Here is a 17,380-nt window from a genome sequence, read left to right on the forward strand (position 1 = left end):
CCAGAAGGGGCTTTGCCGGGTGCATCCTTGGTCGGGTGTACCACATAGTCCAGGAACCACCCACCGACCGGTCCCTCGACGCCACTGCGCCCAGTGACTCGGCCGACGCTCTCACCGCGATGGTGCGGGGGCTGCTGCCCTCGCTCACCCCCGCCGCCGCCCGGATCGCCACGCTGATCGTGGAGGATCCGGCGCAGGTGGCCCGCAGCACCATCTCCGAACTCAGCACGCTGGCCGGCACCAGTGAGTCGTCGATCGTCCGCACCGCCCGCGCGCTGGGCTTCGCGGGCTACCCGGAGCTGCGGCTCGCGCTCGCGGTGTCGGCGGCCAAGCAGGAGCCGCGCTCGACGCTCAGCTCGGGCATCAGCCCGGACGACTCGGCGGCCACCGTCATCGGCAAGCTCGTCCACACCGAGACCCAGGCCGTCCGCGAGACGGCGACCCAGCTCGACCCGGAGGCGCTGGACGGCGCCGTGCGCGCCGTGGTCGGCGGCGGGCAGCTGCACATCGCGGGGGTCGGCGCCTCGGGGCTGGTCGCCCAGGACCTCCAGCAGAAGCTGGCCCGTATCGGGCGGGCCTGCCACGCGCACACCGATTCGCAGTCGGCGCTGACCAGCGCGGTGCTGCTGGGCCCCGGTGACGTCTTCCTCGCGGTGTCGCACTCGGGGGAGAGCCGCGACGTCCTGGAGCCGCTGCGGCGGGCCGCGGCCGAGGGCGCGACCACCGTGGTGATCACCAACCACCCGCTGTCGACGGCGGCCAGGACCGCCGACCACGTGCTGGTCTCGGCGGGCCGGGAGACGACCTTCCGGCCGGGCGCGATGGCCTCGCGCATCAGCCAGCTGGTCGTCGTCGACTGCCTGTTCGTGTGTGTGGCGCAGCGTACGTACGACAAGTCCTCGCGCGCCCTGCACCTGACGCACGAGGCCCTGGAGTCCGACCGCCCGGCCTGACCCGGGCGGCGGGCACGGGCTCACCCGCGGTCCCCCGCGCCCCCCATCGGCGCGGGGAACCGGGAGTCGTCAGCCGGCGGGGACGAGGTCCACGTCGGCGGCGTTCACGAAGGCGACCCGGTGGTTGTAGACGATCTCGTACACCTTGGTCTGCCCGAGGAAGTCGTGCTGGTCGTACGGCGCCGAGCCGTCGTAGTAGATGGCGAAGTAGGAGTCGGTGCGCACGGCGGGACCGGCGGCGACGTAGGACTGCCCGGCCGGGATCGTGTACTTGGCGCGGGCCAGCTGCGGGCGCGGCGCGGTGCCGCCCTCGAAGGCGACGAAGTCGGCGGGGTAGGCGGACGCCTCGGGGTAGGCCGTGGTGTAGACGGGCACCGAGGTCCGGCCGGGCTTGGGCACGATGCGCGCGGCCTTGACGGGCACGGTCGTGGGGTGCGCGGCGGAGTCCTGGAGCCACGCCTTCGTGCCGCCCCACCAGATCGCCGTCCAGCCGGGCACCCGGTCCGCGACGACGTACTGCTCACCGGCGGGCGCCTTGTCGCCCCAGTCGTTCATGGCCGTCGTCCCGGCCGAGCCGTCCGGGTGCAGGTACGGGTCGGCGACCAGCGGCGCGTCGGTGCTGGGCGCGGTGTGCAGCGGCACGAACGAGGCGGCCTGGCCGGGCGCGGAGACCGGGCAGTCGAAGCTGCGGTAGGGGCCGGGGAACTGCTTGTAGCCCTGCACGTCGTCGCAGTAGGTCGTGGACTGGAGGTTGTGCGCGTAGCCCGGCTTGATGGCGACGGTGGGGCTGCCGGCCGGGGCGGTCGCCCGGATGGGCGCGCCCAGCAGGTCGAAGAAGTGCTCCCAGTCCCAGCCGGGGCCCGGGTCCCAGTGCTGGGTGGCGATGCCCGCCTCGGTGCCGCCGGGGATGTTGTCGTGGCCGAGGATGTGCGCGCGGTCCAGCGGGATGTCGTACTTCGCGGCGAGGTAGCGCACCAGTGAGGCGGTCGAGCGGTAGAGGTCCTCGCTGAACCAGGTGGCGCCGTGGGTGGCCCACGCCTCCTGCTCGATGCCGACGGAGTGCTGGTAGAAGGACCGGTTGGCGCTGTCCCAGGCGATGTCCTTGGTGGGGATCATCTGGGTGACCTGGCCGTCGCCGGAGCGTACGACGTAGTGCGCGCCGGCCGCGTAGGTCGGGTCCCGGAACAGGTCGAGGGTGCCGTCGTAGGTCTCGTCGGTGCTGTGCAGGGTGATGTAGCGGATGTCGAGGTCGCCGTTCGGCCGGTCGGCGAGGTCGTGGCTGCCGTAGTCGGCGAGGTCCGAGGGGTCGAGCAGGGTGTACGCGCCGGGGATGACGTCGCAGTGCAGCGACTTCGGGCACTCGGCGGGGGTGCTGCTCCTCGGCGGCGTCACCTCCTTCAGGCCGAGCTTGCGGACGTCCGCGCGGTTCGGGTGCAGGTGGCGGACGGGGGCCAGGGTGATCAGCTGGCCGTCGGCGGTGGTGCGGGAGGCGCCCGCGGCCAGCGTGGACCACACCCCGTCGGCGAAGGCCTGGGCGACGGTGTCCTCGGTGGACTGGCTGTAGCGGGCCGCGGCCGCGTACCAGCCGTCGGTGGTGCGCGGCAGCCGCCCGTGGCCGTAACCGCGGGCGTAGGAGGCCAGCAGCGCGGCGCCGCCGCGGATGTTCTGCGCCTCGTCGCCGGTGACGGCCGCGGTGTCCGCGCCCAGCAGCGCGGCGGCGGCGCCCGCGGTGTGCTCGGCGGGGGCGGTGAGCAGGTCGGCGTAGCGCGGGGACTGGGTGCTCAGGCCGTCGTCGTCGAGCGTGGCGGCGGTCAGGTTCGTGAGGTTCATGGGGCCGTAGCCCGCCTCGGCGTTGGGCTGGCCGGAGTGCGCCTCCCAGCGCGTCTCGTAGTACGACACCGCCTCCAGGACCGGCAGCGGGACACCGAACTCCCGTGCCGCCGCCGTGAACTCCGCCTGCCGCCCGGTCTGCGGGTCGGCGGCCCCGGCGGTCGCCACGCCCCCGGCGGCGGCGCTGGTGAGCCCGCCGAGCAGCGCCAGGGCTGCGGCGAGCGTCAGGGCGCGGGTGTGGCGGGCGGTGCGGTGCGGGCGGCGCGGCATTCAGGCTCCCTCGCGGTACGGGTGGGCGTGCGGTGAGAGGCGGAGAGATACGTGCAGTGCGCAGCCTGACGAGCCGGAGTGGAAACGAGCAACACCCGGGGCGTAAATCCTGAAAGTTTTTGCCAGGTCCTGGTGGGGAGCGGTGGGAGCCGGAGAACCGTGCGCGGTGTCGGGCGGTTTTCCCGGTGGCCCCGCGGCCGGGGCGCGGCGTCGGGCGGGGAGGCGGGACGCCGGCGGCCCGGCGGTGGTGGCCGGCCCGCCCCGTACGGGGGGCGGGCCGGTCACGTACGGCACCCCCGTCCGCCGGTACGGGGAGCCGGCGCGCGGGGGTGCTCGGGGTGCCCGGTGTCACTCCGGACGGCCTTAAGACTGTGCCGTCCCGGATTTTGTGACACCTTCCGGTATGTGACGCTCGTCACACCCGAGGCCGGTCCGGGCGGTCGTGCCTCAGCGGCGGGCGACGCCCTCCGCGCGCGCCGCGGCGGCGACCGCCGCCGTCACCGCGGGCGCCACCCGCGGGTCGAACGGCGACGGGATGACGCACTCCGCGCTCAGTTCGGCCGCGACCACCCCGGCCAGCGCCTCCGCGGCGGCGAGCTTCATGCCCTCGGTGATGGCCGAGGCCCGCACCTGGAGGGCGCCGGCGAAGATGCCGGGGAAGGCCAGCACGTTGTTGATCTGGTTGGGGAAGTCGCTGCGCCCGGTGGCGACGACGGCGGCGTGCCGGCGTGCCACGTCCGGGTGGACCTCCGGCGTCGGGTTGGCCATCGCGAAGACGAAGGCGCCCGGCGCCATGCTCGCGACCGCCGCCTCGGCGACCGTGCCGCCGGAGACGCCGATGAAGACGTCCGCGCCCGCGAGCGCGTCCTCCAGCGAGCCGGTCAGCCCCGCGCGGTTCGTATACGACGCCAGCTCGCGCTTGACCGGGTTGAGGTCGTCGCGGCCGGCGTGGACCACGCCCTTGCGGTCGGCGACCGCGACGTCCCCGATGCCCGCCTCCAGCAGGATGCGCGCGATGGCCACGCCCGCCGCCCCGGCGCCGGAGATGACGGCCCGCAGGCCGTCGAGCCGGCGGCCCGTCAGGGTGGCGGCGTTGCGCAGCGCGGCGAGCGTGACGACGGCGGTGCCGTGCTGGTCGTCGTGGAAGACCGGGATGTCCAGCCGCTCCTTGAGCCGCCGCTCGATCTCGAAGCAGCGCGGCGCGGAGATGTCCTCCAGGTTGATCCCGCCGAAGGACGGGGCGAGCCGGACCACGGTCTCCACGATCTCGTCGACGTCCCGGCAGTCCAGCGCGATGGGCACCGCGTCGACCCCGCCGAACTGCTTGAACAGGATCGCCTTGCCCTCCATGACCGGCAGTGACGCGCGCGGTCCGATGTCGCCCAGGCCCAGCACCGCGGTGCCGTCGGTGACCACCGCCACCGCCTGCGACGTCCAGGTGTAGTCGTGCACCAGCTCCGGTTCCTCGGCGATGGCCGTGCAGACCTCGGCCACCCCGGGCGTGTAGGCGAGCGACAGGTCGGCGGCGTCCCGCACCGGCACGGTGGAGGTGATCTCCATCTTGCCGCCGCGGTGCAGCGCGAAGACCGGATCGAGCGGGATGTCCTCCGCGTCGCCGCCGGTATCGCCGTCCGTCCTGGGATTGACGGTCTCGATTGCCACGTGTTGACCCCTTTGTCAGTGGTTGAGGGAAATGCTCGTCCCGCACGCGAGCGCGCGCACGGGAGGAGGCGGGCCGGCGTCCTGCCCACGGCGAACGAGTGAGCGAATCGGCGGACTGGGGACGCCTGGTGCGCCGCACGCGCACCGGCCCCGGATGAGGGGTGAGAATCCGTTCTACCGGATGACTGTTACCGCGAGCCGCAACCACCGTGTGGCCGTGCGGCCCTGACGGGCATGGCCCCCTCGTGGTCCTGCCGTGGTGTGCCGGCCCGAGAGGAGCCCGGGGATCGCCCGTTATGCGATTTTGACACAACGGGGACCCCGAGCGGCGCAGTCCGGATGGCAAGATGCACAGATCACACACGGTGGCGACACCCGAAGGCGTGTGCCAGCCCCGAGCACCACCACTCACCTCTTCAGGAGGACGCAGCGATGACGGCACGCATGTCCCGGCGTACCACCGCCCTGTCCCGGCTCAGTGCGGTCGCCGCCGTCGCGGCGGCCGGTGCCCTGGTCCTGACCGGGTGCGGCGACCAGACCAAGGACGACTCGCCCGCGGCGGGCAGCAGCCCCTCCACGGCCGCCGACGGCGCCACGACCAGCGCGACTCCCGACTCGCTGTTCGCCAAGCTGCCGCAGAAGTACCAGTCCTCGAAGGTCATCCAGGTCGGCACGGACGCCTCGTACGCCCCGATGGAGCAGACGAAGGACGGTCAGATCGTCGGTATCGACCCGGACCTCGGCGCGGCGCTCGGCGAGAAGCTCGGGGTGACGTTCAAGTTCACCAACGGCAAGTTCGACGGGCTCATCACGTCGCTCCAGACCGGCCGTTCGGACATCGTGATGTCCGCTATGAGCGACACCAAGGCCCGCCAGCAGGGTCTGGACGAGAAGGGCAAGAAGATCGGCAACGGGGTCGACTTCGTCGACTACTACAACTCCGGCTCCTCGCTCCTGGTGCAGAAGGGCAACCCGAAGGGCGTCAAGCAGCTCTCCGACCTGTGCGGCATGACCGTCGCCGTGCAGCGCGGCACGATCTACGAGGACGCCTTCAAGAAGCAGAAGACCGCGTGCGGCGCCAAGGGCCTGACGATCCAGGCCTTCGACACCGACGCCGAGGCGCAGACCCGGGTCAAGGCCGGCGGCGCGGTCGCCGACCTCAACGACACCCCGGTGGCCGCCTACATCGCCCAGACCTCCAGCAACGGCGCCGACTTCGAGGTGGCCGGCGACCCGTTCGACGCCGGGCCCTTCGGCATCGCGGTGAGCAAGGACGACCCCCAGCTGCGGGACGCCCTGAAGGCTGCGATGGACGCGATCGTCGCGGACGGCACGTACAAGAAGATCCTGGACAAGTGGAACGCCTCCACGGGCGCGATCCCCGCCGTCGCGATCAACGGCGGCTCGTGACGTGAGCGGGACGTCCGCCGGCCGCGTCCCCGAGGACGCGGCCGGCCCCTCCACGGAACCTGTCCCGGCTCCCGCCCCCGCCGGGCTGCCCTACGAGGCCATCCGGGCCGTCCCGGTACGCCACTACGGGCGGTGGGTCGCCGCCGTCGTCGTGGTGGCGCTGCTGGGCTGGCTGGCGTACGGCTTCTCGCAGGGCAAGATCATCTGGCACACCGTCGGGATCAAGCTCTTCGACCACACGGTGCTCACCGGCGTCTGGCACACCGTGCTGATCTCGGTGTGCGCGATGGCCATGGGCCTGGTGCTCGGCGTGCTGTTCGCCGTGATGCGGCTGTCGAAGAACCCGGTCACCGGCGCGGTCGCCTGGCTGTACATCTGGTTCTTCCGCGGCACACCGGTCTACGTGCAGCTGCTCATGTGGTTCAACCTCTCGTTGATCTTCCACACGATCAACCTGATGCCGCTGTACAAGAACGACACCGTCGCCGTCATGACCCCGTTCGTGGCCGCCCTGCTGGGCCTCGGCCTCAACGAGGGCGCGTACATGGCGGAGATCGTCCGGGCCGGCATCCAGTCGGTCGACGAGGGCCAGACGGAGGCCGCGCACGCGCTCGGCATGACCGGGCCGCGCACGATGGCCAGGATCGTGCTCCCGCAGGCGATGCGGGTGATCATCCCGCCGACCGGCAACGAGTTCATCAACATGCTCAAGACCTCCTCGCTGGTGTCGGTCGTGCAGTACGCGGAGCTGCTGCGCGCCACCTCCGACATCGGCGTCAGCTCCAACGCGATCATGGAGATGTTCTTCGTCGCGTCCGTCTGGTACCTGGTGCTGACCAGCGTCTTCAGCGTCGGCCAGTTCTATCTGGAGCGGCGCTTCGCGCGCGGCTCGCAGCGCTCGCTGCCGCTGACCCCGTGGCAGAAGGTCAGGGCCAACCTGGCCGGCATGGCCACCCTGCGCCGACCGAAGGTGGGCTGACCCATGAGCACCCCCAGCCTCGACAAGTCCGCCCCCCCGGTCTCCGGGGTGGAGCCGATGGTGCGGGCCGAGAGCGTCCACAAGTCCTTCGGCGCCGCGCACATCCTCAAGGGCATCGACCTCCAGGTCGCGCCCGGCGAGGTGTGCTGCCTCATCGGCCCGTCCGGCTCCGGCAAGTCCACCTTCCTGCGCTGCATCAACCACCTGGAGAAGATCAACGCCGGGCGGCTGTACGTGGACGGTGTGCTCGTCGGCTACCGGCAGCGCGGCGACCGGCTGCACGAGCTGCGCGACCGCGAGGTGGCCGCCGGGCGGCGCGGCATCGGCATGGTCTTCCAGCGCTTCAACCTCTTCCCGCACATGACGGCGCTGGAGAACGTCATGGAGGGCCCCGTCCAGGTCAAGCGCGAGTCCCGGGCCGCCGCCCGGGAGCGGGCCGGGGCGCTGCTGGAGCGGGTGGGCCTGGCCGACAAGGCCGCGAACTACCCCGCGCAGCTGTCCGGCGGCCAGCAGCAGCGCGTCGCCATCGCCCGCGCGCTGGCGATGGAGCCCAAGCTCATGCTCTTCGACGAGCCGACCTCCGCGCTCGACCCGGAGCTGGTCGGCGACGTCCTGGACGTGATGCGCGGCCTCGCCGACGACGGCATGACCATGATCGTGGTGACCCACGAGATGGGCTTCGCCCGGGAGGCCGGCGACTCGCTCGTCTTCATGGACGACGGTGTCGTCGTCGAGTCCGGCCGCCCCCGCGAGGTGCTGGCCGACCCGCAGCACGAGCGGACCAGGGCGTTCCTGTCCAAGGTGCTCTGACGGCGGCCCGCCGGGACCCGCCGGGACCCGCCGGGACCGCCCCGGGCCGCCCTTCCGCCGGACGGGTGGCCCCGGGCGTGTTGCCCGTCGTAATAGCCTGGAAGCCCACCGGGCTGTTACGCGGCCCGGCGGCACCCGCCGAGGACGAGGACCGAGGGACCAAGAGGACCACCGTGGATCTGGCCTACTACGCGGACCTGGCCGTGCGCCTGGTCAACACCGAGCAGCCGCTGCGCGGCGAGGACGCCCTCACCTCCGTCGACGCCGTACGGGAGCTGCTCGGGCCCGGCACCCACGCCGCCTCCCGGGCGGTGGAGGCGGACGTGGCGCGGCTGCGCGCCGTGCGCACCCGGCTGCGCGGCGTGTTCGAGGCCGCCGACGAGGGCGACGAGGTACGGGCCGTCGACCTGCTCAACGCGCTGATGCTGGAATTCCCGGTCAGCCCGCAGATCTCCGGCCACGACACCCTGGACGACGAGACCGGGCGGCCCGACTGGCACATGCACCTCGCCGACCAGGCCGTCAACGCCACCGCGGGCTACTCCGCGACCGCCTGCATGGGCCTGGCCTTCCAGCTCACCACGCTGGGCGTGGACCGGCTCGGCGTGTGCGAGGCGGCGCCCTGCCGCAACGCCTACGTCGACACCTCGACGAACCGGTCCCGCCGCTACTGCTCCGACCGCTGCGCCACCCGCGCCAACGTCGCCGCCTACCGTGCCCGCAAGCGCCTGGAGAGCGACCGGTCGGGCCGCAGCGGCCGTACGCACGACGCGGCCCACGAGGCCACCCCGGCGACCGACCGCTGAAGCTCGCGCGGCGGCCGGAACCGCCCGCGGGCCCGCGCGGTGATCAGGTCGTCCGGCACCACGCCGAACTCCCGGCTGTCGTTCTGCACGAAGGTGTTGTCGCCGCGTACCCACCAGCCCCCCTCGCGCCGCTCCACGGCCCGCTTCACGATCAGCAGATCCTGTTGCAGCGGATGGCGCATGATCACGACGTCACCCTCGCGTACCAGCTCGGCGCCGCTGCTGATCTTCTGCACCAGCAGCCAGTCGCCGTTCAGCAGCGTGGGCGCCATCGACGGGCCCGTGACCTCGACCAGCTGCCACGACAGCCTGGCCCCCTGCTCCCGCATTACCGCCTCCCGGCTCGTTCCTCCACCAGCCCCAGGGTGTCACCAGACTTTTGGCCTAAGCCACCTGGGGCACCCGAGAAAACGACTCCTCCAGGGAGTAATGTCCCACCTGAAAGACGATCACGAGGAAGGACAGCCATGTTCACTCGCCTGTTCGCGCCCAAGGTGAAGGTAAGCGCACACTGCGACCTCCCCTGCGGCGTGTACGACCCGGCCCAGGCCCGCATCGAGGCCGAGTCCGTCAAGGCGGTCCAGGAGAAGTACCAGGCCAACGAGGACGCGGACTTCCGTACCCGCGCCGTCGTCATCAAGGAGCAGCGCGCGGAGCTGGCCAAGCACCACGTCTCGGTGCTCTGGAGCGACTACTTCAAGGCCCCGCACTTCGAGAAGTACCCCCAGCTGCACCAGCTGGTGAACGACACCCTGAAGGCCCTCAGTGCCGCCAAGGCCTCCAACGACCCGGCCACCGGGCAGAAGGCCCTGGACCTGATCGCCGAGATCGACAAGATCTTCTGGGAGACCAAGAAGGCCTGATCTTTGCCTAGGCCGTCTGACCTGCGGTTTCTTTGATCGTCTGGTCACTCGGTCCGCACCCGGTCCGCAAGCCGCCGAGCACGGCGTCCATGGCGGACCGGGTGCGGTCTTCCTCCGTCTGTCGCTCGGGGCATGGGCCTGCTGCTGGTGCGCCTTCCCGATGCCGACCGGAGACAGATCGACATCACCCCGCTTCGCGGCTTCCGCGATCGGATCCTCCAGCAGGGCCTCGAAGGCGCTGGAAGGCGGATGCCGCAGATTGATCACGACTCGATACGCGCCCTAGTGCAGGAGGAACGCTTCGGTCCACAGCACTGCCAGTGGGACGAGGAGTACAGGCAGGCGGGGTCTGAGGAGGGTCTGTGTGTGGGTGGGGGAATCCGCCGTTGTGGTGGAGGCAGGGTGGGCGTGGTCGAGGATCTGGTGGCGCACGGATCGTGCTCCGCGGTTTCCGGTCGCCGCCCCGGCGACGGAGGCGCGGAGGGTGGGGGGTTTCGCCGTACGTCCGTCGGCTGTCCTGATGACCAGGTCGCCGCGTTCGACGCGGACGTCGACGATGGTGGCGGCGGGGATCCTGCGGACCATGCCCGGGTAGTGGACGGCGACGACGCCCGGCTCCAGGGTTATGCGGGGTGCCAGGGCGAGGTTCCACAGCAGCCAGATCGTGACGGACATGGCGCTTCCCGCGACCAGCCGTCCCTTCAGGCTCGCGTCCACACCGGGGTGGGCCACCACGACGAGGCCGATCACCGAGAAGGCGGCGATGCCCAGGATGCCGAGGATCCGCAGGCCCCGGGGGGCGATCACGTGCGTCATCGCAGGAACTCCTCCCACCGTCACGCTTTCTGGTTCGGCCAACTGCACCACGCGGGAGCGAACCCTGTCGAGCACGTGCCCTGGTTGTTGACGGTCTGGACGAACCAGCCGGAGATCGACGGCACCGGGGCCCAGTCCGGGCCCCCGGGGTGCGCGGCCCGCGCCCGGCGTCGCCTGTTCGGTGCTTCCTGTGGCCGAACAGGCGACGCTGAGTAGTTTCTCCCTTACTCTCTGTGGTGGCACCCGGCGTTCCGTCCGGCATTTTCCTGTTCCTCCCGTACCGGCGGGACTCCTGGCGTTCCACTCCATCTGCTTCCACCACAGGAGAGAAGTGTTCAGGAGCAAGACGTGGCTGGGGGTGCTGGGCGCGCTGTGCGCGGCCGGCGCCCTGATGCCGCCGCAGCCGGCCACCGCCTCGGCGGGCGAGGGCAAGCTGACGGTCAACCTCTTCCGCGACTTCGCCGCCAAGGGCGATCGCAACGACGCCATCCAGGTCCCGCTGGGGCCCGGCCGGGTACGGCTGTGCGAGGACCGCCGCAGCCGTACCTGCCGCGAGTACCCGATCGGCCGCGACGGCACGGTCACCATCGACACCACCAACTGGAGCCGTTCCAACGGCCAGTACAAGGTGGAGCTGCTGGACTGGCCGAACAAGTACGACCCGCAGACCGGGCAGGGCTTCCTCAGCCCCTCGCTGGCGGGCACCGGGCTGTCCTCCCACCTGGCCTTCGTGGACCTCAACGACGGCAACGACGCCACGCTGAACTTCGGCGTCTGGAACCCCGAGGACTACTGCCAGGACAACCCCGACCTGGTGACGCCCTGCCAGCAGGCGGCCACCAAACCCGGGCAGAAGACCCTGGTCACCTTCCCGTACAGCTCGCGCGGCGACACCCAGGGCAACCAGAGCAACCCGCGCCGCCTGACCTCCGTCGGCCAGACCGGCGCGCTCTACGGGCTGGCCTACCGCAAGAAGGACCGGCGCATCTTCTCCGGGGCCTATGCCAAGCGGCACACCACCTACGGGCCCGGCGGCCCCGGCGCGATCTACGTCACCGACCGCGACACCGGCGCCACCACCCTGTTCACGACGGTGCCGAACGCGGGCAGCACGCCCCACAACCAGGGCAACCGGCTCGACGCCCCCTTCGCGGCGGTCGTCGGCCAGGAGTCGCTGGGGGACGTCGAGATCTCCGGCGACGGCTCGCGGCTCTACGTCGTCAACATGAAGGACCGCAAGCTCTACACGTACGACGCCGCCCAGCCCACCGCCGCGGCCCCGCTCGGCGCGCCGGTCGACATCCCGGACTCGGCGTGCGCGAACCCGGACGACTGGCGGCCCATGGGCCTCGGCTGGCGCGACGGCGTGCTGTACGCGGGCGGTGTGTGCTCGGCGCAGTCCAGCCAGAACGTGTCCGACCTCAAGGCCGTGGTGTGGCAGTTCAACCCGGCGACGGGCACCTTCCTGGGCACCCCGCTGGTGGACCAGCCGCTGAACTTCCCCCGTGACCCCGCCGTCGTCCCCACCCCCGGCAACTGGAACCCGTGGACCAGGGACGACCTCACGCAGTTCCCCGTCGCCCCCGGGACGGGGGCCTGGGCCTACCCGCAGCCGATGCTCAGCGACATCGAGGTCGAGCGGGACGGCTCGCTCGTCCTCGGCTTCCGTGACCGCACCGGCGACCAGCACGGGCTGCAGATCTACAGCCCCAACCCGAACGCGAACCCGGACAAGCTGGAGACCAACGCCACCGGCGGCGACATCATCAAGGTCTGCCGCGACACGGCCGGCGACTTCGTCTGGGAGGGCGGCCCCGGCTGCCCCCGCAGCGGCAACGAGTTCTACACCGGCGACTATTACTACACCGGGCAGTACCACCAGGAGACCGCGCAGGGCGCCCTCGCGCTGCCGCTCGGCAACGGCCGTATCGCCAGCACCATGCTCGACCCGGCCCGCGAGCTGTTCGCCGGCGGCGTCGGCTGGTTCGACCGGGAGACCGGCAGCCGCGGCAACGACCCCTCCCAGCAGGGCTTCGGCGTCGTCTACGCCAACGACGGCGGCTTCGGCAAGGCCAACGGCCTCGGCGACCTGGAGCTGCTGTGCGACGAGCCGCCGGTGCAGATCGGCAACCGGGTCTGGTACGACGACGGCGGCGGCACCCAGGGCAGCCAGGAGACGCACGGCATCCCCGGGGTCACCGTGACCCTGCGCGACAGCAGCGGCCGGGTCGTGGCCGTCAAGCGCACCGATGCCAACGGCGAGTACTACTTCGACCACCGCGACGGGCTGCGCCCGGAGACCGCGTACACGCTCACCTTCGACAAGTCGACCGCCGACGTGTCGGCCATCCCCGACGGCCCGCTCGACCCGGGCGAGCTGTGGTGGACCCGCGAGGGGCGCCCCGGGGACGACATCAACTCCGACGCGGTGCCGACCGGTGACGACGAGGAGTCCGACACCGCCGTCGCGACCGTGACGACCGGTCCGCCCGGCACCGTCGACCACTCGATCGACGCGGGGCTGTGGATGGGCACCTGACCCCGGACGGGTGAACCGCGGGGAGGGACCGGACCCCACCGGTCCCTCCCCGCGGCACGTGACGGCCGCTCAGCCGAACAGCGACGACCCCAGCGGGCGCGCCGCCGAGAAGCCGGGCAGGACCAGGAAGCTCCCCGAGGCCGTCGCCGTGGCGAAGGCCATGAGCGCGTCCCCGTCGTCCAGCCGCGCCTGCGTCCGGGTGAACGTGCTCAGCTCGCGCTGGAAGGACACGAACAGCAGGCCCTGGTCCGCGGGGGAGTTGGCGTAGCTGTAGCCGCGCCGCAGCATCAGGCCGCTGCCGGTCTCGGCCGGGTGCGCCCGCCGTACGTGGGCCATCGCCGGGACGAGGTACCGGCCCGCCGCCGACTTCGCCCCGAGGTCCACCGCCGCGTCCGGGCCCCCGCCGGACAGCGGCGCCCCGTCCGCGCGCCGCCGCCCGACCGCCCGCTCCTGTGCCGGGACGCCCAGCGCGAGAAAGCCCGGCACGTCCAGCCGCATCCGGCGGACCACCGCGACCGTCCCGTCCCGCACCGGCGCGGGGCCCGGCAGCCACACCTCGCGGGACATCTCCTCCGGGGTGCGCGGCACGGAGACGCCGTCGAGGAAGCCCAGCAGGTTGCGCACCGGGCCGGGCGCGGCCGCGGGCGGCCGGAAACCGTACTGCGACCAGCGCGGACGGACCGACCGGGCGGCCAGCAGGGCGCGCAGCGACATCCCCGCGAGCGTCACCACCTGCGGGTCGGTCGCGCAGATCTGGAGCATCAGGTCGCCGCCGCGGTCCGCGTCCGCGACGGCCTCGCGCGCGAACGCGGGCAGCGCCTGCGCGCCCGGCAGCCGCTCGCCCGCCATCCGCACCACCCGCGGACCGGCCCCGGCCGTCACCGTCAGATCGCCCGGCGGCAGCCCCGCCAGGAGTGGGTCCGCCCCGGCGAGCAGCCCGCCGATCCGGCCGCCCAGCTCCGCCAGCACCGACCGGGCGGCGTCCCGGCCGCCGGGCAGGTCGAAGACCGCCAGCTCCAGGTGCGGCTGCGGCTGGGCGGGCCGGTCCACCCCCGCCTGCCGGGCGCCCCGCGCGGCGACCGCGGCCGCGCCCCCGGCGCCGGGCGCCCTCCCGGCCGCGGGGGTGCGGGCCGTCCCGGTCGTGCACCCGGCGAGCAGGGCGGGCGTCAACACGGCCGCGCCGCCCAGCAGATGGCGCCGGGGGAGGGTGGGCCGGAGATCCGGTGCTCCCGTCATGTCGGCACTCTCGGTAGTCACGTGAACACTCTAAGGTGCTCTCCGAGGGGGCCGGCACCCGGGCCGCCCCGCCCGAGGAGAACGAACCGTGCCCCCTGCCTTCCCCCGCCGCCGCGGGCCCGCCCGCTGGACGTTCCTGGCCCTGGCCGCCGTACTGACCGTGCTGTGCGGGGGCTGCGGTCCCCTGGCCGGGGACGCCAAGGCGGGCGGTCCCGTGGGCGTCATCCGCGTCCCGGCGCAGGCGCCGACCATCCAGGCCGCCGTGGACCGCGCCCGGCCCGGCGGCCTCGTCCTGGTGTCGCCCGGCGTCTACCACGAGAGCGTCCGGATCCGCACCGAACGGGTGGTCCTGCGCGGCACCGACCGCAACCGGGTCGTCATCGACGGCCAGGGCCGCCGCAACAACGGCGTCGTCGTCACCGCCCCCGGTGTCTCCGTGGAGAACCTCACCGTGCGCAACCACCTGCTCAACGGTGTCCTCGTGACCGGGATGACGGACGGCGCCGACGGCATCGCCCGCGGCAGCGACGGCTACACCCGCCTCGACCCGGCCAGGTACCCGCCGCTGACCGGCTTCCGGGTCCGCTACGTCACCGCGCACGCCAACGGCCTCTACGGCATCTACGCCTTCAACGCCCGGCACGGCGTCCTGGAGGACAACCACGCCTCCGGAAGCGCGGACTCCGGCCTCTACGTCGGCCAGTGCAGGCCCTGCGACATCCTGGTGCGCGGCAACGTCGCCGAGTACAACGCCGTCGGCTACGAGGGGACGAACGCCGGCGGCGACATCTGGGTGCTCGGCAACCGCTTCACCCGCAACCGGGTCGGCATGACCGTCGACTCCGAGTACCTGGAGGCCTACGTGCCGCAGAGCGGCGCGACGGTCGCGGGCAACCTCGTCGCCGACAACACCGAGGCGGCCACGCCCGAACAGGCCGACGGCGGCTTCGGCATCGGCATCGGGATCGCGGGCGGCACGGACAACGACATCCGGCGCAACCTCGTCACCGGCAACTCCCGCGCCGGCGTCGTCCTCGCCTCCAACGAGGACCTCCCCCCGCTGCGCAACCGCCTCACCGCCAACACCGTGACCGGCAACGGTGTGGACATCGCCTACCAGGCCTCCCAGCGGGCCCCCGGCCAGGGCAACTGCCTCCAGGACAACACCGCGCACAGCACCCTCCCCGCCGGTCTCGCCGCCACCGCCCGCTGCCCGCGGGGCAACACCCGCTCCGCCGGGCCCGCCCTCCGCATCACCCCCGCCCCCGCCGGGATCCCCTTCCTGGACGTCGCCCCGCCGCCCGCCCAGCCCCAGTTGCCGCACGCCGCCACCGCCCCCGCGCAGCCCGCCACCGGACTGCCCGGGGCCGTCCACCCCGAGCGCGTGCCGCTGCCCGGCCCCGGCCTGCTCGCCGACGACAGCCGCACGGCCCGCACCAACTCCCCCCGGGAGGCGGGCCGATGACCCGCCGCCTTCGCCGCGGCCTCACGGCGGCCCTTATTGCCGCCCTGCTCCCGCTCGCCGGATGCGGCCACTCCGGCGGCACCCCGCACCCGGCGCCGCTGACCGGGCAGCAGGCCGAGTCGCTCGCCCTCACCCGCTTCACCAACTACCGGGCGGGCAGCGCCCACGTCACCGCGACCGTGCCGCTGCCCGGCAGCCGGGTCGTCCTCGACGCCCGCCTGGACTGGCGCGCCCACACCGGCTACGGCCTGCTCCGCGACGCCACCCCCGGCACCGCGCGGCACTGGCAGCACCTGCTGCGCTGGAACCGCGCCACCGTCGCCGCGCACTTCGACTGGCCCGGCCCGGCCCCCGCGCAGCCGCCCAGCGGCGGCTGGAGCCCCGAACGCCCCCTGGACCCGGACACCTCGACCGTCGACACCGCCCTCGCCCTGCTCCTCGGCCTGGCCGCCGACCGCCCCGACAACGCCCAGCTCCTCGCCCGCAGCGGGGCGGCCAGGATCGGTGCCACCACCGTCGGCGGACGGCCCGTCACCGAATACGCGGGCCCCGCCGCCCCCGGCACACCGGCTCCCTCCGCCCCGGGCACGCCGTCGCCCGCGGCCGGCGGCCACACCCGCTACTGGATCGACGCCGCCGGTCTGCTGCGCCGCTTCTCCGCCGAGCTGCCCGGCTCCCCGGGCTGGATGACCGCCGACCTCACCGCCCCCTACCCCGGCCCGGCCCCGGCCGGGCCATCTGCCGCCACCCCGTGAACGTGCGTTAGCGTGCGGGGATGTTTGCTGTGTATGCCGCGCGCATCGACAAGAAGCAGCCGCTGACCGGGCTGGAGTCGGGGGAGAGGCCGGAGCCGGGGAAGCGGGAGGGCTGGACGACCGTACGGGTCAGGGCGGCCTCGCTCAACCACCACGACCTGTGGTCGCTGCGCGGGGTGGGACTGGGCGAGGAGAGCCTGCCGATGATCCTCGGCTGCGACGCCGCCGGGACCGACGAGGACGGCAACGAGGTCGTCGTCCACTCCGTCATCGGGCAGACCGGCCACGGGGTCGGCCCGCGCGAGCGGCGCTCGCTGCTGACGGAGAAGTACCAGGGCACCTTCGCCGAACTGGTGAGCGTGCCCGCGTGGAACGTGCTGCCCAAGCCCGCCGGGCTGAGCTTCGAGGAGGCGGCCTGCCTGCCGACCGCGTGGCTGACGGCGTACCGGATGCTCTTCACCAACGCCGGGGTGCGCCCCGGGGACGCGGTGCTCGTGCAGGGCGCGGGGGGCGGGGTGGCGACAGCCGCGATCGTGCTCGCTCGTGCCGCAGGGCTGAGAGTCTACGCAACCAGCCGTGACGAGGGGAAGAGGCAACGGGCGCTGGAACTGGGCGCGCACGCCGCCGTGGAGCCCGGCACCCGGCTGCCCGAGCGGGTGGACGCGGTCATCGAGACGGTGGGCGCCGCCACCTGGTCGCACTCCGTCACATCCCTGCGCCCCGGCGGCACCCTGGTCATCTCCGGCGCCACCAGCGGGCCCAACCCGCCCGCCGGGGAGCTGAACCGCATCTTCTTCCTGGAGCTGAAGGTCGTCGGCTCGACCATGGGCTCCAAGGAAGAGCTGGCGGACCTGCTGAACTTCTGCGCGCTCACCGGCGTACGCCCGGTCGTCGACAGCGTGCTGCCGATGGACCGGGCCCGCGAGGGCTTCGAGCGGCTGGAGAGCGGTGACGTCTTCGGGAAGATCGTGCTCACCAACCGCTGA

15 protein-coding genes are annotated in these 17,380 nt (G+C 72.9%); 10 read left to right on the forward strand and 5 right to left on the reverse strand.

Translation table 11 applies throughout. The features are described from left to right. Positions 1 to 35 precede the first annotated feature (35 nt). Positions 36 to 953: a MurR/RpiR family transcriptional regulator gene (locus ACWERV_RS06305; RefSeq protein ID WP_452929465.1), complete on the forward strand. Its 918-nt coding sequence runs from the start codon at positions 36 to 38 to the stop codon at positions 951 to 953. A 69-nt stretch (positions 954 to 1,022) separates the two neighbouring features. Here ACWERV_RS06305 and ACWERV_RS06310 read toward each other — a convergent pair whose 3' ends face one another. Further along, positions 1,023 to 3,053: an N-acetylmuramoyl-L-alanine amidase gene (locus ACWERV_RS06310; RefSeq protein WP_452929468.1), complete on the reverse strand. Its 2,031-nt coding sequence runs from the start codon at positions 3,051 to 3,053 to the stop codon at positions 1,023 to 1,025. A gap of 447 nt (positions 3,054 to 3,500) precedes the next feature. Continuing rightward, positions 3,501 to 4,715, reverse strand: a complete 1,215-nt coding sequence (locus tag ACWERV_RS06315; RefSeq protein WP_398183044.1) for an NAD(P)-dependent malic enzyme — start codon at positions 4,713 to 4,715, stop codon at positions 3,501 to 3,503. Positions 4,716 to 5,147: 432 nt separating this feature from the next. Here ACWERV_RS06315 and ACWERV_RS06320 point away from each other — a divergent pair, with 432 nt between their 5' ends. From ACWERV_RS06320 to ACWERV_RS06335, 4 genes are all read left to right on the forward strand, one after another. After that, on the forward strand, positions 5,148 to 6,125 hold the full coding sequence (locus ACWERV_RS06320) for an ABC transporter substrate-binding protein (protein WP_398183047.1): 978 nt from the start codon (positions 5,148 to 5,150) through the stop codon (positions 6,123 to 6,125). A gap of 1 nt (position 6,126) precedes the next feature. Next, a complete protein-coding gene (locus tag ACWERV_RS06325; RefSeq protein WP_398183050.1) occupies positions 6,127 to 7,104 on the forward strand; it encodes an amino acid ABC transporter permease in 978 nt (325 codons plus the stop codon). Between the two features lie 3 nt (positions 7,105 to 7,107). Then, entirely contained in the window at positions 7,108 to 7,914 is an 807-nt protein-coding gene (locus tag ACWERV_RS06330; protein WP_398183054.1) for an amino acid ABC transporter ATP-binding protein, read from the forward strand. A 173-nt stretch (positions 7,915 to 8,087) separates the two neighbouring features. Beyond that, the gene (locus ACWERV_RS06335; RefSeq protein ID WP_452929471.1) at positions 8,088 to 8,720 is read left to right on the forward strand and encodes a CGNR zinc finger domain-containing protein; all 633 of its coding nucleotides are present in this window, start codon (positions 8,088 to 8,090) and stop codon (positions 8,718 to 8,720) included. Here ACWERV_RS06335 and sodX read toward each other — a convergent pair. Continuing rightward, complete coding sequence (gene sodX, locus ACWERV_RS06340) at positions 8,624 to 9,049, reverse strand: nickel-type superoxide dismutase maturation protease (RefSeq protein WP_398183062.1); 426 nt, start codon at positions 9,047 to 9,049, stop codon at positions 8,624 to 8,626. The genes ACWERV_RS06335 and sodX overlap by 97 nt on opposite strands. A 138-nt stretch (positions 9,050 to 9,187) precedes the next feature. Here sodX and sodN point away from each other — a divergent pair, with 138 nt between their 5' ends. Then, on the forward strand, positions 9,188 to 9,583 hold the full coding sequence (gene sodN / locus ACWERV_RS06345) for a superoxide dismutase, Ni (RefSeq protein ID WP_031522406.1): 396 nt from the start codon (positions 9,188 to 9,190) through the stop codon (positions 9,581 to 9,583). A 282-nt stretch (positions 9,584 to 9,865) separates the two neighbouring features. Here the strand turns inward: sodN and ACWERV_RS06350 are convergent, their stop codons facing one another. Then, positions 9,866 to 10,399: a hypothetical protein gene (locus ACWERV_RS06350; RefSeq protein WP_452929476.1), complete on the reverse strand. Its 534-nt coding sequence runs from the start codon at positions 10,397 to 10,399 to the stop codon at positions 9,866 to 9,868. 331 nt (positions 10,400 to 10,730) lie between these two features. Here ACWERV_RS06350 and ACWERV_RS06355 point away from each other — a divergent pair, with 331 nt between their 5' ends. Next, a complete protein-coding gene (locus tag ACWERV_RS06355; RefSeq protein WP_452929478.1) occupies positions 10,731 to 12,938 on the forward strand; it encodes an SdrD B-like domain-containing protein in 2,208 nt (735 codons plus the stop codon). A 69-nt stretch (positions 12,939 to 13,007) separates the two neighbouring features. Here the strand turns inward: ACWERV_RS06355 and ACWERV_RS06360 are convergent, their stop codons facing one another. After that, positions 13,008 to 14,195 carry a Dyp-type peroxidase gene (locus tag ACWERV_RS06360; protein WP_452929481.1) on the reverse strand — a complete coding sequence of 396 codons (1,188 nt, stop codon included), beginning with the start codon at positions 14,193 to 14,195 and terminating at the stop codon, positions 13,008 to 13,010. A gap of 67 nt (positions 14,196 to 14,262) precedes the next feature. Between ACWERV_RS06360 and ACWERV_RS06365 the strand changes: the two genes are divergently transcribed. Genes ACWERV_RS06365 through ACWERV_RS06375 form a run of 3 tightly spaced genes read left to right on the forward strand, consistent with a single transcriptional unit; the run spans position 14,263 to position 17,380 of the window. Continuing rightward, entirely contained in the window at positions 14,263 to 15,639 is a 1,377-nt protein-coding gene (locus tag ACWERV_RS06365) for a right-handed parallel beta-helix repeat-containing protein (RefSeq protein WP_452929484.1), read from the forward strand. Beyond that, positions 15,636 to 16,394: a hypothetical protein gene (locus tag ACWERV_RS06370; RefSeq protein ID WP_452929485.1), complete on the forward strand. Its 759-nt coding sequence runs from the start codon at positions 15,636 to 15,638 to the stop codon at positions 16,392 to 16,394. Before ACWERV_RS06365 ends, ACWERV_RS06370 begins: the two co-directional genes overlap by 4 nt. Before the next feature lie 20 nt (positions 16,395 to 16,414). Further along, a complete protein-coding gene (locus ACWERV_RS06375; RefSeq protein WP_398183078.1) occupies positions 16,415 to 17,380 on the forward strand; it encodes a zinc-binding dehydrogenase in 966 nt (321 codons plus the stop codon).

The organism is Streptomyces sp. NPDC004031 (assembly GCF_053604375.1).